This is a genomic window from Paenibacillus hodogayensis (genome assembly GCF_039536325.1).
Taxonomy (GTDB): Bacteria; Bacillota; Bacilli; order Paenibacillales; family NBRC-103111; genus Paenibacillus_AB; species Paenibacillus_AB hodogayensis.
Genome location: NZ_BAAAYO010000014.1, coordinates 297,491 through 320,632 on the forward strand (window position 1 = coordinate 297,491; position 23,142 = coordinate 320,632).

The 23,142-nt window shown below is 59.5% G+C and carries 21 protein-coding genes; 7 read left to right on the forward strand and 14 right to left on the reverse strand.

From position 1 onward, the window contains the following. Nucleotides 1-217: 217 nt before the first annotated feature. Genes ABD796_RS29335 through ABD796_RS29345 form a run of 3 tightly spaced genes read right to left on the reverse strand, consistent with a single transcriptional unit; the run spans nucleotide 218 to nucleotide 3,314 of the window. Entirely contained in the window at nucleotides 218-1,234 is a 1,017-nt protein-coding gene (locus ABD796_RS29335; protein WP_344915114.1) for a FecCD family ABC transporter permease, read from the reverse strand. Further along, nucleotides 1,231-2,244, reverse strand: coding sequence for a FecCD family ABC transporter permease (locus ABD796_RS29340; protein WP_379118808.1), 1,014 nt, complete (start codon nucleotides 2,242-2,244; stop codon nucleotides 1,231-1,233). The genes ABD796_RS29335 and ABD796_RS29340 overlap by 4 nt, the downstream gene beginning before the upstream one ends. A gap of 32 nt (nucleotides 2,245-2,276) precedes the next feature. Next, on the reverse strand, nucleotides 2,277-3,314 hold the full coding sequence (locus tag ABD796_RS29345; protein ID WP_344915116.1) for an ABC transporter substrate-binding protein: 1,038 nt from the start codon (nucleotides 3,312-3,314) through the stop codon (nucleotides 2,277-2,279). A gap of 194 nt (nucleotides 3,315-3,508) precedes the next feature. Between ABD796_RS29345 and ABD796_RS29350 the strand changes: the two genes are divergently transcribed. Then, nucleotides 3,509-5,101 carry a helix-turn-helix domain-containing protein gene (locus ABD796_RS29350; RefSeq protein ID WP_344915118.1) on the forward strand — a complete coding sequence of 531 codons (1,593 nt, stop codon included), beginning with the start codon at nucleotides 3,509-3,511 and terminating at the stop codon, nucleotides 5,099-5,101. On the opposite strand, the gene ABD796_RS29355 is transcribed toward ABD796_RS29350, so the two are convergent. From ABD796_RS29355 to ABD796_RS29365, 3 genes are all read right to left on the reverse strand, one after another. Then, nucleotides 5,092-6,144 carry an AAA family ATPase gene (locus ABD796_RS29355; protein ID WP_344915120.1) on the reverse strand — a complete coding sequence of 351 codons (1,053 nt, stop codon included), beginning with the start codon at nucleotides 6,142-6,144 and terminating at the stop codon, nucleotides 5,092-5,094. The genes ABD796_RS29350 and ABD796_RS29355 overlap by 10 nt on opposite strands. Next, nucleotides 6,137-6,781: a nicotinamide riboside transporter PnuC gene (pnuC, locus tag ABD796_RS29360; RefSeq protein WP_344915122.1), complete on the reverse strand. Its 645-nt coding sequence runs from the start codon at nucleotides 6,779-6,781 to the stop codon at nucleotides 6,137-6,139. The genes ABD796_RS29355 and pnuC overlap by 8 nt, the downstream gene beginning before the upstream one ends. Nucleotides 6,782-6,981: 200 nt before the next feature. Further along, nucleotides 6,982-8,421 carry an RtcB family protein gene (locus ABD796_RS29365; RefSeq protein WP_344915125.1) on the reverse strand — a complete coding sequence of 480 codons (1,440 nt, stop codon included), beginning with the start codon at nucleotides 8,419-8,421 and terminating at the stop codon, nucleotides 6,982-6,984. Between the two features lie 434 nt (nucleotides 8,422-8,855). Between ABD796_RS29365 and ABD796_RS29370 the strand changes: the two genes are divergently transcribed. From ABD796_RS29370 to ABD796_RS29385, 4 genes are read left to right on the forward strand one after another with little or no spacing between them, the layout of a single operon-like run. Then, complete coding sequence (locus ABD796_RS29370) at nucleotides 8,856-10,382, forward strand: spore germination protein (protein ID WP_344915127.1); 1,527 nt, start codon at nucleotides 8,856-8,858, stop codon at nucleotides 10,380-10,382. Between the two features lie 36 nt (nucleotides 10,383-10,418). Then, on the forward strand, nucleotides 10,419-11,624 hold the full coding sequence (locus ABD796_RS29375) for a Ger(x)C family spore germination protein (RefSeq protein ID WP_344915129.1): 1,206 nt from the start codon (nucleotides 10,419-10,421) through the stop codon (nucleotides 11,622-11,624). A 6-nt stretch (nucleotides 11,625-11,630) separates the two neighbouring features. Continuing rightward, nucleotides 11,631-11,858, forward strand: coding sequence for a hypothetical protein (locus ABD796_RS29380; RefSeq protein ID WP_344915131.1), 228 nt, complete (start codon nucleotides 11,631-11,633; stop codon nucleotides 11,856-11,858). A gap of 14 nt (nucleotides 11,859-11,872) precedes the next feature. Beyond that, nucleotides 11,873-13,033, forward strand: a complete 1,161-nt coding sequence (locus tag ABD796_RS29385) for a GerAB/ArcD/ProY family transporter (protein ID WP_344915133.1) — start codon at nucleotides 11,873-11,875, stop codon at nucleotides 13,031-13,033. 167 nt (nucleotides 13,034-13,200) lie between these two features. Here ABD796_RS29385 and ABD796_RS29390 read toward each other — a convergent pair whose 3' ends face one another. From ABD796_RS29390 to ABD796_RS29420, 7 genes are all read right to left on the reverse strand, one after another. Then, nucleotides 13,201-13,446 carry a hypothetical protein gene (locus ABD796_RS29390; protein WP_344915135.1) on the reverse strand — a complete coding sequence of 82 codons (246 nt, stop codon included), beginning with the start codon at nucleotides 13,444-13,446 and terminating at the stop codon, nucleotides 13,201-13,203. 108 nt (nucleotides 13,447-13,554) lie between these two features. Continuing rightward, on the reverse strand, nucleotides 13,555-14,580 hold the full coding sequence (locus ABD796_RS29395) for an NADH:flavin oxidoreductase/NADH oxidase (protein ID WP_344915137.1): 1,026 nt from the start codon (nucleotides 14,578-14,580) through the stop codon (nucleotides 13,555-13,557). Nucleotides 14,581-14,784: 204 nt separating this feature from the next. Then, complete coding sequence (locus ABD796_RS29400) at nucleotides 14,785-15,108, reverse strand: thioredoxin family protein (RefSeq protein WP_344915139.1); 324 nt, start codon at nucleotides 15,106-15,108, stop codon at nucleotides 14,785-14,787. 2 nt (nucleotides 15,109-15,110) lie between these two features. Next, a complete protein-coding gene (locus ABD796_RS29405; RefSeq protein ID WP_344915141.1) occupies nucleotides 15,111-16,253 on the reverse strand; it encodes a winged helix DNA-binding domain-containing protein in 1,143 nt (380 codons plus the stop codon). Nucleotides 16,254-16,435: 182 nt separating this feature from the next. Next, nucleotides 16,436-16,945 carry a hypothetical protein gene (locus tag ABD796_RS29410; protein ID WP_344915143.1) on the reverse strand — a complete coding sequence of 170 codons (510 nt, stop codon included), beginning with the start codon at nucleotides 16,943-16,945 and terminating at the stop codon, nucleotides 16,436-16,438. Between the two features lie 159 nt (nucleotides 16,946-17,104). Then, complete coding sequence (ilvN, locus tag ABD796_RS29415) at nucleotides 17,105-17,584, reverse strand: acetolactate synthase small subunit (protein WP_344915145.1); 480 nt, start codon at nucleotides 17,582-17,584, stop codon at nucleotides 17,105-17,107. Next, nucleotides 17,574-19,487, reverse strand: coding sequence for a thiamine pyrophosphate-dependent enzyme (locus ABD796_RS29420; protein WP_344915147.1), 1,914 nt, complete (start codon nucleotides 19,485-19,487; stop codon nucleotides 17,574-17,576). The genes ilvN and ABD796_RS29420 overlap by 11 nt, the downstream gene beginning before the upstream one ends. A gap of 197 nt (nucleotides 19,488-19,684) precedes the next feature. Here ABD796_RS29420 and ABD796_RS29425 point away from each other — a divergent pair, with 197 nt between their 5' ends. Further along, nucleotides 19,685-21,973 (forward strand): LuxR C-terminal-related transcriptional regulator, encoded by a 2,289-nt coding sequence (locus ABD796_RS29425; protein ID WP_344915149.1) that lies wholly within the window; start codon nucleotides 19,685-19,687, stop codon nucleotides 21,971-21,973. A gap of 172 nt (nucleotides 21,974-22,145) precedes the next feature. Then, entirely contained in the window at nucleotides 22,146-22,415 is a 270-nt protein-coding gene (locus ABD796_RS29430; RefSeq protein ID WP_344915151.1) for a YciI family protein, read from the forward strand. Nucleotides 22,416-22,491: 76 nt separating this feature from the next. Here ABD796_RS29430 and ABD796_RS29435 read toward each other — a convergent pair whose 3' ends face one another. Further along, complete coding sequence (locus ABD796_RS29435; RefSeq protein ID WP_344915153.1) at nucleotides 22,492-23,103, reverse strand: nitroreductase family protein; 612 nt, start codon at nucleotides 23,101-23,103, stop codon at nucleotides 22,492-22,494. Nucleotides 23,104-23,142 lie beyond the last annotated feature (39 nt).

The following is a 23,142-nucleotide window of genomic DNA, read 5'->3' on the forward strand; positions in this document are numbered from 1 at the left end:
CGACCGGCGTGGGCGCGCCTAAAACAAAAAAATCCGCGTAATTCGCGGATCAGGCTGTGTGGGCCGTCTTGGCCGGATGAAAGGCGATCTTTTTCAGCTTCTGGACGGCACCCGTCATGAGCGCCGGGCTTAAGCGGAACGGCCGGCGCCGCGGTACACGATATATCTCCAGGGTTCCCTGCCGCCGTGATTCGGCGCCCAATTCGCAATATAGAGATTATCGGGCATTCCGTCTGGAATACAGCAAATAAATGAAGAATGGAGCTCCGACTGCGGATGTGAATACGCCCGCAGGCACATCCATAGGCAAGAACAGTACTCTTCCGGCCAAATCGGCCAACATGACCACGATGGCTCCAAGCAGGACAGCGACGGGCAAAACGACGCGAAAATTCGTACCTGCCAGTTTGCGCGCCATATGAGGCGCGATCAAACCGACGAACCCGATCCCGCCCGCGACGGCGACGGCCGAAGCGGCTAACGCCACGCTGATCAGCAGCAGCAGCAGACGGCTGCGTTCGACAGGACTCCCCGCTCCTGTCGCGACCTCGTCGCCGAGCTGCAGCACGTTGATCTGCCTCGCCATCATAAATGCCAAAGGCAGAAGCAGCGCCGTCCATGGGAGCAGCGTAAGGACATGCTCCCAGTTTGCTCCGTATACCGATCCCGTCAGCCAGAAATAGGCTTGGCTAGCCTCGTTTCTCGGATTAAACAGCAGCAGCATCGTCGTCATGCCCGACATGAGCGCCGAGACCCCGACACCGACAAGCACCAGCCTCATCGGAGTTACGCCTCTTTTCCACGCCAACGCATACAGCAAGCCCGCGACGAGGACACCGCCGAGCAGCGCGGCAGCCGGCAGCAGTCTGATCGTTACGGTCCCCAGCAAATAGTTCATAAAAGCGATAGCCGCAACCGATGCCCCTCCGGTTACGCCCAAAATATCCGGCGATGCGAGCGGATTGCGGATCATCCCTTGAAGTATCGCGCCAGCCGCGGCAAGCGACGCCCCGGCGAGCAGGGCTACCGCGACGCGGGGAAGCCGCAGCTTGCGGATCACAAGCGAATAGTCATCCCCGCCGATTCCGATAACGCCGCGCACCACGTTAACCGGAGATATGCGCATCTCCCCCAAGCCGATACTGACGATAGACGTCAACAGACATCCGATCAGCAGCAGCAAAACGATCGCCGTCGGTTTGTGGCGCAGAGACAACAACGCCCGGTTCCTCATTTACCGATCCCCCTTCGCGCGATATAGATGTAGAACGGGGCACCTACGACAGCGGTCATCACTCCGACGGGAATTTCCTCCGGCACCATGACGAATCGGGCAGCCAAATCCGCAACGATGAGCAGGATCGCTCCGAGCAAGGCGGAATACGGAATAACCCAGCGGTTGTCGACACCGACGATATGCCTCGCGATATGCGGAATCACAATGCCGATAAAGCCGATCGGCCCGGCTACGGATACCGAACCGCCCGCCAACATGACGATAAGAATGCCAATAGCTGCCTTGACGAACACGATCCTTTGTCCCATTCCTTTGGCCGTCTCTTCGCCTATCATGAGCAGGTTCATATCCTTCGCCAACAAGACAGCCGCAATCCAGCCGGCCAGCATGAACGGCAGCACGGCCATAATCAGATCCGGAGAACGTCCGGCGATCGAGCCGGTTAGCCAAAACAAAACCGTATTGAGTCCCTGCTTATTAAGGACGAGCAGCGTTTGGGTAAACGACGAGAACAGGGCGGTAATCGCCGAACCGGCCAAAATGATTTTCAATGGGGTCAGCCCGTCCCGGCCCATCGCGCCGAGGACGTACACCAGCGCCGCTCCGACCGATGCGCCCAGAAACGAAACCGCCAGCAGCGGATACAGTCCGTCCACGGAGAAAACCAACGCCGCGGCGACCAGAAAAAAGGTCGCGGAAGCGTTGATTCCGAGTACGCTGGGAGCAGCCAACGGATTCCGGGTCATAGCCTGCATCAGAGCGCCGGCGACGGCCAGGCTCGCTCCGACCGCGGCGGCAATAAGCGCCCTTGGCACCCGGGTCGTCCGAATGACGATTTGTTCCGGCATGGCCTCGTTATAATGAAACATCGCCTGCCAGGCTGTCCCCCAGCTATAGTTTGTTGCCCCGAGCATCACGCTTGCCGCCAGGCAAAGCAGAAGCATCGCGGCGGACGCCGCCAAGCCCGCCGTTTTAAAACCGTTAGCTCGCAACTTGAATCGATCCATGTCCGAACTCTCCCGTTCCGGCCGTCATGACGCTATTCCAGACCCAAATAGCGGAACATGTCGTTCAACATCGCTTTGGCCGCCAGCGGTCCGGCTCCGAAGTTCCATGTGATCGGATCGGCTTTGATCACTTTTCCGGTTTTAACCGCATTCAAGCTTTTCCATAACGGGTGCGACGTCCACTCCTCCTGCAGCTTCGGCACATTTTCCTGTCCCGGCAGCGGGGTCGTAATATCGAAAATGTAATCCGCATCGAATTGCGGTATATGCTCCTTGGACGTAATGTCGAGACCCGATCCGGAGAATGTCACCTGCTGCGCCTTGGGTACCCCCAGTCCGAGCTCCCGCATGAACAAGCCCGGGAAGCCTTTCAAATAAACTTTGACGCTATTGTCCCGCTGTACCCGAATGACCGACACGGTCGTCGTCTCCAGCTTAGCACCCATCTTCTTCTTGAAATCCGCTACGCGGGAATTCCACTCCTTCATGATGCGCTCGGCCTGCTCCTGCTTGCCGAGCGCTTCGCCTGCGAGTCGCAAATTATCTTTCCAATCGGCCAAATCCTCGGTAACGACGGTAGGCGCGATCGCCTCCAGCTGCGGCACGATTTTCTCATGACGGGTTTTGGTGGCGATGATCAGGTCCGGCTTGAGGGCAAGAATCGCTTCCAGATTCGGCTGCCCTTCGTCCCCCAGACTTTTCACTCCGCTCATGTCCCCCAAATACTTGAACCACGGCTTCTGGTCCGTCGACTCGACCGCCCCGACGGGTTTCACGCCCAGTGCCGCGCCTACGTCGTTCATGCTTTGAAATAAATAGACGACCCGCTCCGGCGTTTTTTTCAGCGTCGCCGTACCCATGGCGTGTTTGATCGTTCTCTCCGCCTGGGCGCTCTTGCCTCCTCCGCTCGAATCCTTGCTCGAACTGGAGCTCTCTTTGGATGCCCCCGCTTCCTTCGAAACGGTTGCCGCTCCGGGGGCTCCGCCTCCCCCGACTGAACCAGCCGAACCGCAGCCTGCCGCGATCAGCAGGGTTAGCGCAAATAACAAGACGATACGGATGTGTTTCATGGTTGTCGTCCCCTTATAATGATATTGAGAATCTTTATCAATTATAAGGACGAACAGCAAAACATGTACATACAGCATTGTATCCGGATTTCATACACAATTTTGCAAACAGCTGCATTCAACGTATGGTATACTTACTGAGAATGGTTATCATCCTAACAATCATCTTACGCAAGCGAAAGGGAGCCGGTCTTATGACCCGAAAGATCGCCAACGATCGATTCATGCTGCTGTTTACTTCGATCCATCTACGACGACTGGCGAAAGGCAGGACGACGCGGGCGCATAACGTCCCGGTCCCCTTGCTGTGCTATATACTCAAGGGAGTTGGGACGCTGCGGCTCGATCAAGCTTTCTACCGGCTTCAGCCGGATCAACTGTTCTTCATCGCGCCAGGAACCGCGCTTGAAGCCGCCTCGGATTTCGAAGAGGTCGAATATTTCCTGCTCTCGCTCGAAGGTCTGGCGCTTGACGCGCAGCTCGAACGATCTCCGGCTCGCATCGATTACGATTCGGCCTATCTTCCGCTTGCACCGGGCAAAATCCATATCCATCATACGTCTCCCGTCCCGGAAAAGCTGTTCATGCTCCATGAGTCGTACCGAAAATCGGCGAGTTCCGGCTTCTTGCTGAATGCCCGTTTCCAGGAGCTGATTTATTTCATCGTAGCAGGGCTGAACGGAATTGCCGGGACTGCGGAAACCGATAACGGAATCGAGAGAAGCATCGAATATATTCATGACCACTATAGGGATAAAATCAGGCTGGATACGTTGTCGCGCATCGCCGGCTTCACGCCTACCTCTTATTCCCGCGAATTCAAGAAGCTGAAAGGCTTGTCTCCCTTCGAATACTTAAACCATTACCGGATTGCCCAGGCAAAACAAATGCTCGCGGAACGCAACCGTTCGGTCAAGGACGTTGCGGCCTCCAGCGGCTTCGCGAGCGAGTTTTACTTCAGCCGCATGTTCAAACGGGAAACCGGCATTCCGCCTACTCTTTACATGAAGCGCAAACAGACGAAGGTGGCGGTCGCTTCCTGCATGCGCGTTCAGGACAATCTGCATTCGCTGGGGCTGGAAACCGTCTTCGCGACAAATTGCCACCGCAGCAAAATGATCGGCGTCGAGGAACACCGCCGCCTTGTGGCAGAGCGGCTCGAGCAGCTCCGCCAGGCGGAGCCCGAACTGATCCTGTGCGATCACCATCATCTCCCCTATGTGGAGCAATTGAAGCAGATCGCGCCTACCGTAATGTTTGAATTGATCGCTGACTGGAGAGCGGTCCATACGCGGCTAGCCGAAATCGTGGGCAGGGAGAATGAAGCGGAGCGCAATTTCAAACGGATGAACGTTGAGGTCGAGCAAGCCGGCAATCGGATCAGGAAGCGTTTCGGTCAGGAAACCGTCACGGTGATGAAGCTCGCCCATAAGCTGATACGCGTACAAGGAACCATTCGCCATCCGCTTAATTTGCTCCTATACTCGGAGCTCGGTTTAAGACCCGGAGCATGCGTTCCCGCTTACGACGCGATCGTGGAGTTTGCACCCGACAAGTTCCCGGATATGGGAACCGATCATCTGTTTATTCAGCATTCGATCGATCCCGGCGACGACCGATTGTTACGACCGATCCGGCAAACTCCGCAATGGCACTCCACCAGGGCCGTCAGCAACGGGTGTATTTATTCCGTCCCGAATTGGGTTGCCATGAGCTGGTCACCGCACGGGCGAATGCAAATAATCCGGGAACTGCTAGGAGACGCGCCTCTTGCCCCTCACGAGTGATCCCTGTTCGGAACCGCAAGATCCCCCAGCCCGCCGTACTTCGCATATTGGCGCACCGCCGCTTCCACGCGCTCCATTCTCTTCTCCAGCGAGCCTTCGAGCGTGACGAACGGAATATGGCGGATCAGCAAATCGGCGCGAATCTGCTTCTGGAACTTGCGTCGGTGCACGTCCCCGGAGCGGTCCGGCGTATCGTCGTACGGAATATCGTCGGCGCACAGAAACACCAGATCATAGCGGGACGCCGCGCGTTCGGCCAGCTCGCGCAACCGGGGCAGCGCGAAGCCGTGGTAATCGAGCGCGAACATATAGGTCGTGATGGCGTTCGTATCGACAAACAGCACGTCGCGCGCTTCCGCCGTCAGCGCCTCCTCCCGTTCCAGGTGCCCCTCGGCGATCTCCACCATTTGCTCGGGAGCAAGACGGCGGTCGACATGATGGCGCTCCCAGTATTCGCGCCCGTATTCGGGCATCCACACCGTCCCGAGACGTTCGGCCATGGCTTGGGCGACGGTCGTTTTCCCCGTCGAGGGCGCCCCGAGGAACACCGCCTTGACCACCAAGTCCCGGTAAACGATCGGATCGAGAAAGGAGCGGTGCTCGTAGGGAGCTCGGCGAACGGCGGTCCCGGATACGGGAACGGCGATCCGCGCCGGGTCGACCCGGCGGTCGACGGCCCCGAGCGCCTCGCTCATATGCTCGCCGTAACGCTCGCTGGAATAAAAATGCGTCACTTTCCGGCCGTCGAGCAGCTTCAGGACGTATTGCTCCTGCATCCGCATAATTTCCGGGGTGTACCCGGTCTCCGTCGGTCCGTCCCAGGCTTCCAGCACTTCCACGTCCGGATATAGCCGGCGAATCCAGCCCGCCCTTACGGGCAGCGGAATGGAGATCGTCTCCGGACAATCGTAGATGATGACGATGACCCGGTCCGTTTCCGCCAGCGCCGTTTCCACTAGCAGCTGATGTCCTTTATGAAAAGGGGCGAATTTGCCCAGTGTCAATCCTACCGTTCCCGTATCGCGTTCGCGACGTTCAGCCATCCGTTCTTCCTCCCCGCTGTATAGCGTATTGCGCCTTCCAGCCGAACAAGCCGGCGGTGGCGATACCCAGATAAACTACGTACAGGACCGCGACTGCATCCAGTCCTTTGTAAGCGTACAGGCCAATGGAAAGCACGTCGACGACGATCCACACATACCAGTTTTCCAATACCTTCTTCGAAAGCAAATATTGGGCGATGAGACTGAGAACGGCGATCAGCGCATCCGCGTACGGAATTGAGGCGTCCGTGTACCGATGCAGCAGGAAGCCCCAGACGACGGAGGCCGCGATCAGGAACAGTACGAGCCAGCCCGCTTCGGCTCGGGCAATTCTCGAGGTGGGACGCACCTTGGCATCCCCCCGTCCGCTCAGCCAGACGATCCAGCCGTACAGCCCCAGAGCGAAGAAAAACAATTGAAGCGTCATATCCGCATAAAGCTTCACGTCATAAAACATATAAAAAAAGCACGCTACGTTCACCAGGCCAATCGGCCAAGCCCAAATGTGCTCCCTGGCGGTCAGCCAGACGCTGAGCAGCCCGGTAAGGGAAGCGATCGCCTCGAGCGGCGTCGACGACGTGTAGAGAATCAGACCGGTACCAAGCGCGAGTCCGAGCCACAGCAGCCTTTTGTTCATAGGCGATGCACTCCTTTGTTTATCAATATTGTCGTTTTGATATTTTCATTATGACTTTATAAAAGTCAGTTGTCAATCCTCAAAAAAAATCGCTCCCGGCGGTGCGGATCGAAAAACGAACGATCCGGCGCCGACGGAAGCGGCTCAACTTCTTGTATGCTTGCTTCTGCCTTGCTCAGCCTGGACTCGGCAGGCGGCCGTTACGTGCCTTTGACCGTGGCCAAGGGCTTGCATTTCGCCACTACCCGAGCCAGGCCGGCTCCGGTGACGCTCTCGATAATCTGGTCGACATCCTTGTACGCTTGCGGCGACTCGTCGATGATCGACTCCAGCGTCCGCTGGTTGACCACGACTTCCGCATCGGTGCCTACCCCGAGCGCAGCCCGGAATTCCTCGACGCTGACAAGCCGCTTGGTGGCGCTGCGCGAGCGGATACGTCCGGCCCCATGGCAGATCGAATAATAGTTGTCGCGTCCTCCCGGCTCGCCGACCATCAGGTATGACGCCGTGCCCATCGAGCCCGGGATAAGCGCCGGATGGCCCGTCTCCCGGTAAGGTGCCGGATTGTCCGGATGACCGGCAGGAAGCGCCCGCGTAGCGCCTTTGCGATGGACGAAGCAAGCGGTGCCGTCATGCTCCTCTTCCCAAGCGTAGTTATGCATCAGATCGTAGAGCGTGGACAGCTCGGTCTTCGTCCCGAAGACGTCGCGGAACGCCTCGCGGATGCCATAGGCGATTAGATGCCGGTTCGCGACGGCGTAGTTGAGCGCCGAGTACAGCAGATTGACGTACGCCTGCCCGGCGTCCGTCTCGAGCGGGGCGAAGATCAACCGGGGATCGGCTGTTCCCAAGCCGAGTGCGCGCATCGTCTTGGCCACTTCCGTGCCGCAATGCTGATGGACGGCGCCGCCCCAGGCCCGCGAGCCCGAGTGGATCATTACGACGACCTGACCGTCGAATAGCCCCCACGCCTCCGCAACGCCGCGGCTGCTTTCGTCGATCTGCACCTCCTGGATTTCGGCGAAATGATTGCCATTGCCAAGCGTGCCCAGTTGCCGGTGCGAACGGTGCCACACCGACTCGGGAAAGCGGTCCAGATGGCTTTCGTCGAAGCCGAATTTGGCGCTTTCCACGTGGGTCAGCGAAGTCGCCTTGCGAGGCGTATAGCTGTCCGGCACGTATTTATTCGGCAAACCGTGCAAGCCTTTGCGGATGACATGCTCCAGCCGGATATCCGAGAAGTGCCCCCTGCGGTGTTCCTCGGTCGGCAAGTACCCTTCGATCGCCTTCACCAGCTTGCGGCGCTGCCGGACGTCGCGAAGCTCCTCGGCGTGCAGCCGTGTCAGATGGACGCGCATGCCGCAGCCGATATCGGAGCCGACGATCGACGGGGATACGTATCCTCCCGCGGCGTTCCAGACGGCCGTTGTACCGATGCACGTGCCGGTGCCGACATGAACGTCGGGGGTGTAGCTCATATAAACCCGTTCCGGAATTTGCAGATTGTTGTTGGCCATCTCGAACACCTTGTAGTCCAAGGAGCCGAACAGCGCATCCGAAGCATACACGCTGAGTGGTCCAGCCGGCAGCTCCAGCCGCTTGCAATATGGGTTTTTACTATCATTAGCAATCTTAAACATAGTCGAATAACCTCTCTTATTATGAAAAAATGAACGCAAAAAAGCCGCGGACCCCAAATGTCCGCGGCGGATTCCCTAGCGATCTATCGGCTAGCCCGCTGCCTGCCAAACAACAGACAGCGCTGGCTATCATGCGACGATAACCCGAACAGACCGAGAACCGGAAAACGGACATATGCGGTTGAACAAATCGGAAAACAGGCGCGCCTTGCGCAACGAGCGAATATCGCGGTTCATGTTCATCGGCCTCCTTTGAAAAATATAGCTCTTATCTTAACGTCGGCAACGGTTTGCTGTCAATAGGACTATGGGAACGGTCCGGAAAAAGGGCGTTGCCCGGATGGCGGCCGGTCAGCCGTCTCCTCCCAAGGCGTATAAATCGATACGCCTGGTCAATACTGGTCGTAAAAGCCAATGATCAGGTGGAATCAATCATGTCACGAGCCAATGAACCCCTGTTCCAGGAGCTGAGCCTGCCGGAGAAGCTGCAACGACTGCGGCTTACCTTCGGCAACAGCAGTGACCTGGTTACCCGGGAGCTTGCCCCCGATCCGGCCGGATATACGCCTGCCGCGATTATATATATGGACGGTATCGTCAACATCTTGTCCGTCAACGAAATCGTCGACTCGCTGCTGCAGATGACCTACCAAGTGGACCCCGACGCGGAGCGGTCCGCGCCGGAGTGGCGCCAACTGCTTTCGCGCGTGCCGATACCTTCCGGACATATCCGCAACCTGACCAACGTGCCGGATATCGAGATGGCCATCCTCTCGGGGGAAACGGTCATGCTGCTCGAGCACAGCGACGAATATATCGCCATCGATACGATCGGCGGCGAGAAACGCACCGTCGGCGAGCCGTCCACGGAAACCGTCGTGCGCGGTCCGCGGGAAGGGTTTACGGAAAATTTGCGCACGAATGCCGCGCTGGTCCGCCGGAAAATCAAAGATACGAATCTGTGGCTGGAGACGAGACGAATCGGGCGCATCACGAAGACCGATGTCGGTATCATGTTCCTTAACGGCATTGCCCAGGACAGCGTGGTGCAGGAAATCCGCGCCCGGCTCGACCGGATCGACATCGACGCCGTTCTGGAGAGCGGCTATATCGAAGAAATGATCCAGGACGAGGCGACTTCGGTCTTCCCGACCATGACCAGCTCGGAGCGGCCGGATACGATCGCCGCCAATCTGCTGGAAGGACGGGTAGCCATCTTTGTGGACGGCACACCGTTCGTACTGCTTGCTCCGGTGCTGTTCATTCAATTTTTCCAGGCGGCCGAAGACTATTACAACCGGTTCAATTTTAGCGTCATCCGGCTGTTGCGGCTGTTTTCGTTCATGATCGCTTTGCTCGGTCCCGCCCTGTATATCGCACTGACGACGTTCCATCAGGAGGCGATCCCAACCCAGCTCTTGATCAGCCTGGCCGCGCAGCGCGAGGGCGTGCCGTTTCCCGCATTCGTAGAGGCACTCATTATGGAGATCACCTTTGAAATATTGCGCGAGGCCGGAGTCCGCATGCCGCGAGCGATCGGGCAAGCCGTCTCGATCGTCGGCGCGCTTGTGCTCGGCGATGCCGCCGTGCAGGCCGGACTCGTGTCGCCGGCGATGGTTATCGTCGTTTCGCTTACCGCCATATCGAATTTTGTCATTCCCGCTTATGATCTGGCCTTATCCGTACGGCTGCTGAGGTTCGTTTTCATGATGTTGGCCGCTTCATTCGGCTTATTCGGTATTTCCGTAGGGATGATCGCTCTCGTGGTGCACCTGTGCAGCCTGCGCTCCTTCGGCGTGCCGTTCATGGCGCCAATGGCCCCGCTGTCGTTAGCCGGACTGAAGGACAGCCTGATTCGGTTTCCATTTTGGCGGCTGCACAAACGTCCGCGGTTTTTGAGCCCGAACAACCGAGTACGGGAACACAGCTCGGGACCGCGCAAGCCTTCCAGCCGGAAATAACTTGACATTATTCGACAACAAGGGAGTTATGCCGACATGTTAAGACGCGCCGCCGCTACTGCGCTCGTATGCTGCCTTTGTCTCGCTTTGACCGGCTGCTGGAGCCGCCGGGAGCTCAATGAGCTGGCCATAACGGTCGGACTTGGCATCGATAAAACCGGGGATTTGTACACCGTCTCGGCTCAGGTGGTCGATCCCGCCCAGGTGACCATGAGGGCATCCGGCGGCGGAATGCGCGTGCCGGTCACCGTCTATCGGGAAACGTCGACGAGCATACTCGAGGCGCTGCGCAAAATGACGACCGTCGCCCCCCGGCGCATTTATTTGTCCCATCTACGCATGGTCATTATCGGCGAAGAGCTGGCGAAGAGCGGGATCAGCGAAGCGCTCGATTTCTTGTCTCGCGGCCATGAGACGCGCACCGACTTTTTCATTGCGATCGCCAAAGAGGCCAGCGCCCTGGATATTCTGACGGTACTGACGCCGCTTGAGAAAATTCCGGCTAACAACTTGTTCAGCTCCCTGGAGACGTCGGCCAAATTCTGGGCTCCGACTCACGGCATTTTCCTCGACGACCTGATGAACCAGCTTGCCGGGGAAGGACGAAGCCCCGCCGTCACCGGCATCGAATTGACCGGCCGCTTGGACAAAGGCCAGTTCGTATCGAATGTGGAGAGGGTCCTTCCCGAAACGGAGCTGCGCTATACCGGACTGGCCGCTTTCAAGAAGGATAAGTTGATCGGCTGGCTGACGGAAGAAGAGAGCAAGGGCTTTAACTACATCCAGGGCAATGTCAAGGAATCGGCGGGACACTTGAGCTGCCCGAACGGCGGGCGATTGATCACGGACGTTATCCGTTCCAAAACCAAACTGAAGGGCGTGCTGACGGACGAAGGGATGCCCGCCATCGACATTTCGCTGCAGCTCGAAGGAGACATCGCCGAAGTCGCCTGCGATATCGATCTGCAAAAACCGGAGGCGATCGCCAAAGCGAACGAGCAGATCGACCGGAATATCGAACGAATTATCAACAAGACGATAACGAAGGCGCAGAAAGGGTTTAAAACCGACTTTATCGGCTTCGGCGACACCTTCCGCAAATCGTATCCCAAGCAATGGGAGGAATGGAGCAAGAACTGGGACGAGCTGTTTTTGGATCTTCCCGTTACCGTACATGCCGATTACAAGATACGAAGAATCGGCACCATTACGAACAGCTTGACCAAAGAAGTGAAGGAGTGACGTCCCATGTGGCCCGTTGTCGGCATTCTCGTTCTGGCTATTCTGGTCTGCGCTTTCGAGGTGCCGGGTTTGCTGCGCAAACGGTTTTATAAGGATCTGGTCGTCTTCTCCTGCCTGCTCTTTGCGGGGGTGGCTCTCTGCATCGCCTATTCGCAAGATGTGAAAATTCCGAATCCGGTAGACGGCATCAACTACCTGTTCATGCCGCTTAGCAAATGGCTGGAGAAATTGTAGGGGGGACAATCGAGGTGGAACAAGGCAGAATCGCGGAACGGCAATTTACTATACTCGTCGTGATGTTCATTATCGGCAGCTCGATTCTACTCATTCCGGCGGCGATTGCCATACATGCCAAGCAGGACGCTTGGCTGTCCGCCATCATCGGCGTCGTGGAAGGGCTGGCGATTATCGGGCTGCTTCACCTGGTCGGCAAAGAGCTGCCGTCGCCCCTGCTGGTGGAATCGTTCAAGCTGCTGCTCGGTAAATGGATCGGAACGCTGGTGTCCATCCTGTTCGTCCTGCACGCGTTTTTCCTGACCGTCTTCATGATACGCTATATCGGCGACTTCATGGCCACGCAAATTATGCCGGAAACCCCGGTCGAAGCCATCCATATCGTCTTTATCTTGCTCGTCATTTTGGCATCCCGGTATGGTCTGGAGACGCTGGCCCGGTCAGCCGAGGTGTTCCTGCCGTGGGTGCTGCTGTTCGTTATCGTCTTGAGCCTGTTCGTGCTGCCGCAGCTGAATGGACAAAACTTGTTGCCGGTCATAAAGGATGGAATGTCTCCGGTGTTGAAAGGGACGCTTCCTCTGCTCGGCATCCCGTTTCTGGAGTTGGTATTGTTCCTGATGCTCTACCCGAATGTGGACGGAGGCAGGCGCAGAGGCCGAGCCTTTATGATCGGCGGCGCGATCGGCGGGCTGCTGATCATCGTCATCACGTTTATGACCATTGCGGTGCTTGGCCCGTATTTGACCGTGCGGAACATTTATCCGAGCTTCGCCTTGACCAAGCAGATCAATATCGGCCAGTTTTTGCAGCGGATCGAGGCGCTGCTGGCGATCACATGGTTTTTGACGATTTTCTACAAGACGACGGTATGCTTTCACGTTTCCGCGCTTGGCATCGCGCAGGTGCTAAAGCTGAAAAGCTACAAAACGGTTGTGCTGCCTCTGGGCTTTCTGATCGTCGTCTATGCCTCGATCGTCTACCCGAATATCGTCTACGGCAATCAATTCGCCGGGATGATCTGGACGCCGTACGCCTCCGTACCGGGACTCGCGCTCCCGCTGATTTTGCTCGCCGTCATCGCGCTGCGGAAAAAGGTTCGAGGACGGAGAGGCGGGAAAACCGAGAGCGGCAAAAATGCGGGCGATCAAGGGCGGGCGAACCCAAATTCGTTATAACCAAACGTTCCATGGCATGGCCCGCCGGCTATCGGTTATGCTAGAACTACCTTAGGAAAGGAGTGATGCAAAACATGAACAAAAAGGTGATTTCGGCCTAAGCCGAGACAGACAGACCCCGGCGATTTTTCGCCGGGGTCGTTTGACGTTGATTCGTCTGTCGAGGTTTACTCCCTCAAAGCGTCTCGCAGCCGACTCGACATGACATCGGCTTGCGCCATACGCAGCTTGCGCAGCTCCAGCTTCAGCCGCTCGATCTCGGCCTGCAGCCGTTCGGCGTTTTCCCGCCCGGCCGCTTCCCTGCGCTCCAGTCCGTCCGCCAGCCGCAGCAGTTCCCCGCGGAGCCTTTCCGTTTCCAGCTCCTGTGCAAGGCTGCGGAGCGCTTCGTAATCGGTATTGCCCGTCTCGTTCACCCGATATCCCTCCTGCAATCCGACAGACAGCGCTTCGGTTGGTCCATCCTTCCCGCTATTGTACCATCCGCTCGTACGAATTGCATCCGGTCCGGTCCGCCGGAACGATCAGAAGCCACGACCGTATTGCACAGGCACCGGGGCGCTTTCTTTGCCGGCCACCTCGCGGATCGCATGAATCGCCCAATACGGATCCCGCAGCATGCCGCGCGCCACGCCGACGAGATCGGCATCCCCGTTGGCGACCGTAGCATCGGCCAAGGCGGGGTTGTCGAGCAAGCCGACGGCGATAACCGGAACGTCCAGCGCCTCCTTGAACGCTCGGGCGTAAGGCACCTGGTAGCCGGCGTAATTGCCCGGCTTGCGCTTGCCGGCGGGGCCTTCGCCTCCGGTCGAGACGTGGAATACATCGACGCCGGCTTCCCGGTAATGGCGGGCGATCTCCAGCGAATGATCGAGGCCGTAGCCGGCGTCTATATATTCAATGGCGGACATCCGCATCAGGAGCGGCATTTCGGGCGGCATCACGCTTTTCGCCGCGCGTATAACCTCTACCCCGAATAGGGACAAGTCTTTGCCGTACTCGTCTTCTCTGCGATTGAACGAAGGAGAGTGAAATTGATGGATCAAGTAACCGTGAGCCCCGTGAAGCTCGATCGTGTCCACGCCCGCTTCGACTGCGCGGCGGACGCCATCGCGGAATTTGCCGACCATCGCCTTCGTCTCTTCCGTCGTCAAAGCGCGCGGCGTCTTCAGACCCGATTCGGCCGGCACGACGGACGGCGCCACGGGCACCTCGGCATCCTGCGCCTTCCGGCCGGCATGGGCGATCTGAATGCCCACCTTGGCGCCGTGCGCCTGTACAGCGCTGACGACCCGGGCAAATGCCGGAACATGGTCATCCGACCAGATGCCGAGATCGTAATCGGATATGCGGCCGTCCGGCTCGATGTCGGTCATCTCGATGATGACAAGTCCGCTGCCTCCGACCGCTCGGGACGCATAATGCACCAGATGCCAGTCGGTCGGTTTGCCGTCCTTCGCCACGACCGAGTATTGGCACATCGGGGGCATGACGATACGATTGCGGAGCTCCAGGTTTTTGTATGAAAATGGGGTATTCAACCGATTCATTTTCCTTATTCCTCCTTCGACTTTGTCGCAGCATAGTGTTCCTGTAACCCCTATTATAAATTCACTACTTCTATTTAGGAAGTAGTAAACTTTTGTTTACTAAGTTACTTTTGATCAAACATAGCTTTTCCGCGAAAAAAAAGAAAACCCGGGCCGCCCTCTCTAACGGACGGCTTCCCGGATCGTGTCTTGCTCGGTATCGGTTTAGGCTTGCGGCAGCGAATTCAAATAGTCCCGGATCTGATCCGGCGTTTTGGCGAATTTGCTGTGCAAATGGCCGATTTTCTGTCCGTTGCGGTAGGCGAGCAGGCTCGGAATGCCGCGCACTTCGTTCTCCTCGGCGATCTCCGGGAACTGCTCCGCATCCATGGCCACCCATTCCTTGTCCGCATGATCGCCGATGACTCCGCCGATGAAACGGTCGAGGTTTTTGCAATCCGGGCACCAGGTCGTGTAATATTTGACGATCGTCACTTTGTCTTGTCCGGTTAATTCGCGGAACTGCTCCGCACTCGTAATGGTTTCCATGATCAGCACCTCAATATCAGCTCGGATTCGTAGTATTCGACCAATCTTGCCGCTTCTTCCTCCAACGCCGCCCTCACCGGAGGACGTACCTTGGACGGCTCGAACCATTCCACCTTCAGCTCGACCCGGCCTTGCTTCTCCTCCGTCGCCCATGTTCCGGCGAACTTGCCGCCTACGGCGACGACCGGATTGACCCAGCCCTGGCTGCCGTATACGCGCGATTTGTACGTTTCGGCCAGCACGGACGTCGAACGCTGCGCCAGCGAAACCGTATAAGGATCGAACTGCGGCAGCAGCCGCACCGTCCCTTCGGGAATGGCCGCCGAGCGAATCTCCTCGACGGTCTTACGCAGCGCCAGCCCTTCCCGGCCTTCGATGGGAACGGAGACGATTTCTTCCTCAAGCAAGCGGAACAGCTTCTTCACCTTGCCCGCTTCCATGTCCCACCAGCGGCCGAAGTCCTCGAAGGTCGCCGGGCCGCTGCAAGCGACGTACCGTCGCAGTGCGCCCAACAAGGCGGACTCCGTCTTCTCCGAATGCTCGATCCACCGCTTGATCCATTGATCCGGCCGTACGAACGTTACGCTTTCCCCTTCGTTCGGACCGAAGCAAAGCAGGCCGAGGCTGGCAGCAGGCCGCAGCAGCTCGCTCCAGCCCGTCAGCAGCAGACCGCGCAGGCTCTCTTGGCCGGTATGGCGGGCAACGGCATCGGCAAGCCGCTCCGGCGTCTGCGGCTCTTCTCCGAGCACCGCGCCGACACCCTCGGTCAGCAGATCGAGCTGGCGGAGCGTAATGCCTCGCGCGCCTAGCCAGGAAGGCTTCCGGAAGTAGTCCGGAGCGCTTTCCCTCAAGGCGGACAGGATCAGCGGCAATTCTACCGCGGCGAACAAATACGGTTCCCCCTGCATCGCCCATGTCTTGGCGAGCGAACGTTCCTCGCCGATCGCTTTGTTCATATCTCCGGCCTTGACCTCTTCGGCTCTTGCCCATACGGCCAGCTCCGCGGCCGCGAGCGAGCGCGCATGCAAGCCTCCGACCCGACGGGCCAGTTCCGGCCAGTCTGCCTTGTCGGCTCGGCGCAGCAGGCCCTGCCGGTCGTAACGCCATGCGGCGACTTGTTCCCAGGTTAACCCTTGTGCGGACATCTTGTATTCCTCCGTTTGTCATCGGCCGCACGTCGTTCCCTCGTTATCGGAGGAGCATGCGGCTTCCTTACCGTGTCGGAAGCAAGTATACCACGCTTGTTCGTCGCGCTCAAACCGGTTTCCTCGCGCCTCGGGCCGGAGAGTCGCACAAAGCCGGGCCTCAAGCCGTTTTCAGACAGCTTTCACCGGTACTCCGAAGCATGCAGATCGTCGAGGTTGACCAGCTTCCATTCCTTCGTTCCGTCCCGGGTCAAAAACCACGTATCGATGAAAACGTCATTCGGCTCGTAAATATGTTCCCGCGCCGCCCAAATCTCGCTCAGCTTGAACGTCGGAGAAGCGTTGCGGATGAGCAGGGAAATCGGATAGGAAGGATCGTACGCCTGCTTCTTCGATTCCTTGCGCTTGATCAGCTCGTTCAGTTGGGCGATCAGATGGGCCAGCGAAACCGGGCCGGCGATCGTTCCGTCGGGTCGCCCGAGCAGCGCCTTCGCTTCCGCGGCGTCGTAGAACAGATGGGTGATCTCCACGCCGAGCTTGCCCCCGCGCGAGTCCTGCAAAATCGCGTCCGGCCGGTCGTGCTGGTACAAGAGCCGCAGCTTGACGTCGTGCCGCCCGTTGTACAGTCGGATGAATTCGCGCACGGCCGCCCGCTCCAGCAGCCGTTTCTCGTCGTCGTGCCTTCCGGTCAAGCGCAACACCTCCGGATCGATGTAGTGAGCATAGCTTCTTAATAAGTCTATACTACCACATTCGGCGGCCAGACCGACGCATTCTTCCGGCGGACGGAGCCCGATTTCAAAAGGCGGTGCTTCCTGCCGCTTCCGGATCGCTCCCGAACCGCACGGCCCTCAGTCTCCTTGCGGAATAGCCGTCTCCCCCGTCCTTCCTAGCCCCGCTATCCCGTAAGGCCGCAGCAGACGGAGCAGCGCATCGTTGCGCTCGGCCTCCCCGACTACCTGGATGACGACAGAGCCGGCCCCGGCATCCACCACGGCCGCGCAGCCGAACTTCTCCGCGATTGCAAGAATGTCGGCTCTCGTCCGGCTCTCCGGACGCAGCTTGACGAGCATCAATTCGCGCGCCAGCACGGCCCGCCCCTCCAGGCATTCCACTTCAACGACATCGATCAGCTTCCCGAGCTGCCTATTCATCTGTTCAATCGTGCGTTCGTCGCCGTCGACTGTAATCGTGATCCGGGACAAGCCTTCGCGCTCGGAGCCTCCCACGGTGATGCTCTCCATATTGAAATTCCTCCGTCCGAACAAACCGGCTATGCGCTGAAGCACCCCCGGGTGATTTTGCGCCAATATCGACAGGCTACGCTTCATACGCGCCCGCACCTCCTACGATCATATCGCTTAACGTTTTTCCTTGCGGCACCATCGGGTACACCAGTTCGTCGCGCGACACGATAAAATCGATCAGCACCGGCCCCGGCGTATCGAGCGCTTCCCGCCATACCCGCGCCGCATCGGTTTTGTTGTCCGCCCGCAGCCCCTTGATGCCGTACGCCTCAGCCAGCTTGACGAAGTCCGGACTGCCGGACAGATCGATATGGCTGTACCGCCGGTCGTAAATCAGCTCTTGCCACTGCTTGATCATGCCGAGCGTGCCGTTGTTCATGACGACAATCTTGAGCGGAATGTGGTGGATGGCGCATAGGGCCAGCTCCTGCGAGCACATCTGCATGCCTCCGTCCCCGTTGATCGAGACGACCAGCCGGTCCGGGTTGCCGACCTGCGCGCCGATCGCCGCGGGAAATCCGAAGCCCATCGTGCCAAGCCCTCCGGAAGTCACAATCGAACGCGGACGCTTGAAACGGTAATACTGCGCCGTCCACATCTGATGCTGGCCGACGTCTGTCGTGACGATCGCCTCTCCGTCCGTCGTAGCGGACAGAAGCTCGACGACGGACTGCGGCTTGAGCGGGTATTCGGTGTCGTCGTACCTCAGCGGATGCTCCCGTTTCCACCCGTCGACACGCTCCAGCCAGGCCTCTCGGGCGGAGGACGCCGGATGTTCCGGAGACGGCGAGCCGGTATCCGGCTCGGACGCTCCCGCCGCTTCCAGGCCACGCTCGCCGGATTGGCGCTCCTGCTCGCGCAGCAGCAGGGCATAGGCGGCGCGCAACGCAGCCTGCGCGTCCGCCTGCACGGCAATCGCCGTCGGGACGAGCTTCCCCAGCTCGGCCGCGTCGATGTCGATATGGGCGATCGCCGCCTGCGGGGCGAAGCCGTCCAGCCGCATCGTCACGCGGTCGTCGAAGCGCGCGCCCGCCGCGATCAGCAGATCGCATTCGAGCAGCGCCCGGTTGGCCGCGACCGTGCCGTGCATGCCGGGCATGCCGAGCCACAGCGGATGCCCGCTCGGGAAGCCGCCCAGCCCGAGCAGTGTAGTCGCCACCGGGATGCGCGCCGCCTCCGCGAAGGCGAGCAGCTCCCCGCTCGCATCCGCCGCCACGACGCCCGCGCCCGCCAGCAGCAGTGGCCGGCGAGCGGCCCCGACGGCTTCGACTAGCGCCTGCACCTGCGGCAGCAGGATAGCCTTGTCCTGCGAAGCCGTATAGCCGGGGATGACGACCTTGTCCGGATAGCGGAATTCGGTGAATTCGGCGGACACATCCTTCGGGATATCGATCAGCACCGGTCCTTTTCGGCCGGTCGAGGCGATATAGAACGCTTCCCGGATCGTCCGGGCCAGCTCCTCCACGCGTCTTACGCTGTAGCTGTGCTTCGTGATCGGCTGAGTAATGCCGACGATATCGGCCTCCTGGAACGAATCGGTGCCGATGAGCGTTGTGGCGACATTGCCCGTAATGACAACAAGCGGAACCGAATCCATATGAGCCGTGGCGATGCCGGTGACCAGATTCGTCGCTCCGGGCCCGGACGTGGCCAGGCATACGCCGGTTTTGCCGGTCGATCGGGCGTATCCGTCGGCGGCGTGAATCGCCCCCTGCTCATGGCGGGTCAACACATGCCTAAAGCCCGGATTGTCGTGCATCGCATCGTAAATATACAGGACGGCTCCGCCCGGGTAGCCGAATACGCATTCCACGCCCTCGAGCAGCAGCGAGCGCAGCAAAATTTCCGAGCCGGTTATCCGATCCGGCTCCAGCAGCCGCTCCCTCCACGCCTCGTCCGCGAGCGTCGGCACTGAGTTCCGTACGCCCCCCTGTGTATTCCGTAGATTTTCCCCGGTGCCCGCTGCCGTCGTCTCATTCGTCTTCATGCCCCATTCCCCTCTCCTTTGCGATACGGATAAAGTACCATGGCATGAACCGGAGGCGGTACTACCCACAAGGTTAAACCGGTAGTATACTTTGGGATATAAAATATCGTCTACTCAAGCGGAATATGGACAACACCCCGACCAGCGATTAAAGCTTGCAAAAAAGAAACCGCGAAGCGGATCAAGGAGGGATCGACATGGATGCCATGGACGGGAAAGCAACGTTTCCGACGTTGGGCGACCGGCTGGAATCGCTGCGCGGCGGCGATTTTACCGGCCGCAGCTTCGAGCTGCGCTTTTTCGAAGAGCTGCTGGACCGCCTTGCCGAACGGATGGAGCGTATCCTAAACGTACACGGGACGGTCGGCATGGGCAAAACCGCTCTGCTCCAGCGGTTCGCCTCGCTCGCCGCCGAGCGGGGAGCCGCCTGCGTATACGTCGATGTCCGCCAGGCGGCGGGGAGCCCCGGGCGGCTCAACTCGCTGATCCTACGGCAAATGCAGACCGGCAGTCTGCCGAACGCTCGCTCCGGCAGCGGCGCCCTCTCGCTGACGCAGCCGGCGGAGCTGGAGCAGGAAGGCACGGAGGCGGCTCTTTCGTGCGCGGGCTCGCTCAACGGGATGGCGGCGGCAGGAGATGTCGTGCTCGCTCTGGACCACTACGAGGAAGCCGGCCATCTGGACGGCTGGCTGCGGGATACGCTGCTGCCCTCTTTGCATACGCACATCCTGATCGTCATTGCCGGGCGTTTCCCATTGCAAGGACCTTGGAGCCGCTCCCCCGCCTGGAGAAAGCTGATCATCGCCTTGCCGCTGACCGAGTGGAGCTACGAGGAAGCCCGAGCTTATTTGGCCGCTCGCGGCATAACCGACGAGACGTCTGCGGACCGGCTGTGGAGCCGGACATTCGGTCATCCGCTGTCGCTATCGCTGGCTGCAGACGGCTTTGCCGCATCCGGCAGAGCCGCGCTGCCAAAGGAGCAGGAGCGGCCGGGCGAACGGTTCGAGGAGCTTGTGCGCGAATGGCTGCAGGAAGCTCCGGACGACGAGCTGCGGGAGCTGGTGATGACCGCATCGATTCCGCGCACGTTCCGTCTGGAAAATTTGGCGGCCCTTTCCCGCCGCGACATCCCGCTCGCCCTGTTCGAGCGGTTGATCGGACTGTCCTTCGTCGAACGCGCCGCCCACGGCTGGCGGCTGCACGAGCTGGCTCGAGAAGCGGTGCGCCGGGCCTTCCGCGAACGGTTTCCCGATCGTTTCGAGCGGGACGGACGCAAAGCCGTAAGCCTGCTGCGCGAGCGGATCGCCGAGGCGCTGCGGGTCGGGCGGGCGCCGGGAGAGGAAGCGGCCGAGCTGCTCGGCCAGATCGGCAATCCGATTCTACGCGCGCATTTCCGCCACTCGCGGGCCTCCCGCAACTACTGGGAAGCCGCGGGAACGTCTCATCTAGCAGAGGTCGAAGCATACATCCGCCGTCGGGCTCTCGATGAACGCGACAGCGTCGTCCGCTGCTCCGATCCCGAGACCGGCGAGCTGTTCCGCTTCCTTCTGCCCGCCCGTCACAGCGCGCTGCCGCTGCTCGCGGTGAACGTGCGGGAGCTTGTCCGTCTCGGCGGCGGGCGCTCCCTGCTTCTGCTCCGCAGTCCAGCGGGCGAGATCGCCGGCTTGGCGGCCATGCTGCCGATTCACGCCGGCACGCTGCCTTATCTCGCCGAGGCTCCGGTATCCCGCGCCTACTTCCGCTCGCTTCCCGCCGAACGGCTTGCCGCCCTGGCCGTCCCGCCGGAAGCGAGTCCCGGGTTGTTCCTCTATGCGGCCGACGCAGCCGATCCCGAGAAGGAGGAGCTGCGCTCCGATCTGGTGCGGCTCAAGCTGGACCACATTTTGTCCGGCAAGCTGCTTGTCTCCTCGGTCCCTCCGTCTCCGTATTATGCGCAAGCCTTTGCGAGTCTGGGCTTCGAGCCTGTGCCCGGCGCGGAGCATGACGATTATGGGGACACCGCCTTGCAGTCGCCGTGTTACGGGCTGGACACTCGCGATGGCGGCATGACGGGCTTCCTGGACCGGGCTGTCGGACAGACTGCGGACAGATTCGCATTTGAAGATATGCTCCCTTCCGCTATGGCCGGTACACAACCTGCTGCCGTTGCCTCCGGCGGCGCCGACCGCCTCCCTGCGCGCAATGCCGGGCCGGATTCCGGCACGGCATCGCGAGAACTTGGTCCGCTATCGGCCGCTTCCGCCACGCTGACTCCTCGCGAGCGGGAAGTGGCGGAGTGGCTCGTGCAGGGGAAGACCAATGCGGAGATTGCCGCCGGGCTTTATATGAGCGTCGCCGCCGTGAAAAAACACGTCAACGCCATGCTGCGCAAATTCGGTCTGAAAAACCGGACCCAGCTTGCCAGAGCTATGCCTGCCGTCGGCGCGGCCGCGCCTGGGCCGTTTGCGGAGACGCAGGGCGTCCGCACGGATACGGCTGGTAACTGATACCGGATTGTGCGGGCCGTCGAGCGACGAGCGCCAAAAGCCACTCGAAGCCATGTCCCGCGCGCGATTTGGCCCTTTTCATCCGCGGCGCTAAAGGGTACAATGCAAGAGGGAAACTTTGCGGGTGCAGTCCCCGAGCGCCCGCTCCATACCGAAAGGAGTCCGATCCGCTATGCTGTATGCCGCTTTGCTGACGATTATCGACGCCGAACTGAACGCCAAGGTGCGTCCCGCCCATCTCGATTATTTGGACAAGCTGTACAAAGAAAACAAAGTCGTCATGGCCGGTCCGTTCGCCGACAAAAAGGGCGGCATGGTCATCTACCGCGCCGACTCCGCCGAAGAAGCCCAAGCGCTGGCCGAAGCCGATCCGGTTGTCGCCGAAGGCGCGCGCACGCTGGAGCTGCGCGAATGGAACGCGCTGCAATTCCCGCTTGCCTGAAGCCTGATGAACGGCAAAAAACCTCCATCCCGCAACAAGGGGCGATGGAGGTTTCTTTGTATAGTCGTTAGTTGCCTCAGGAGCCAATCCGGCCTTCGAATACGACCTCGCTGAGCGGCTTGCGGCCATTGGGCACTTCGCGTTCGCGAATCCCTTCCGGCAGCTCGTTTTTGTCGCCCCGGTAACCGATGGCAATAACGGCATGAAGCTCGTAATGGTCGGGAACGTTCAGCGCTTCGCGGGCCGCTTGCCGATCGAAGCCGCCGATCGCATGCGATGCGATTCCCTTCAATGTCGCCTGCAAAGCCAAGTATCCCCAGGCGGTGCCGCTGTCGAACGCATGGGCTCCGTTCGGATCGCCGTTTTCCCGCTGCTTATCCGAAGCGATGACCACAAGAACTGGCGCGCTGGACGCCCACAATTTATTGAAATCTCCAAGAAAACCGCGGAATACGTTCAATTGCTCCTCCGTCTTGGCCACAATGAACCGCCACGGCTGATCGTTGAAGGAAGAAGGCGCCCAATGTGCCGCTTCCAGAATCGCATGGAGGTCCTCATCCGATACCTTCCGATCGGTAAAGGCGCGCGGGGACCAGCGATTCAAAAACAGAGGGGACAATGCAAATTCCGACTTCCGATGCGCTTGAACGTCCTCGGTTACAGTAGAAACGACTTCCGGCAAGCTCATTTTTTTACACACCTTTCCGATAGGTATTATTATATTTCA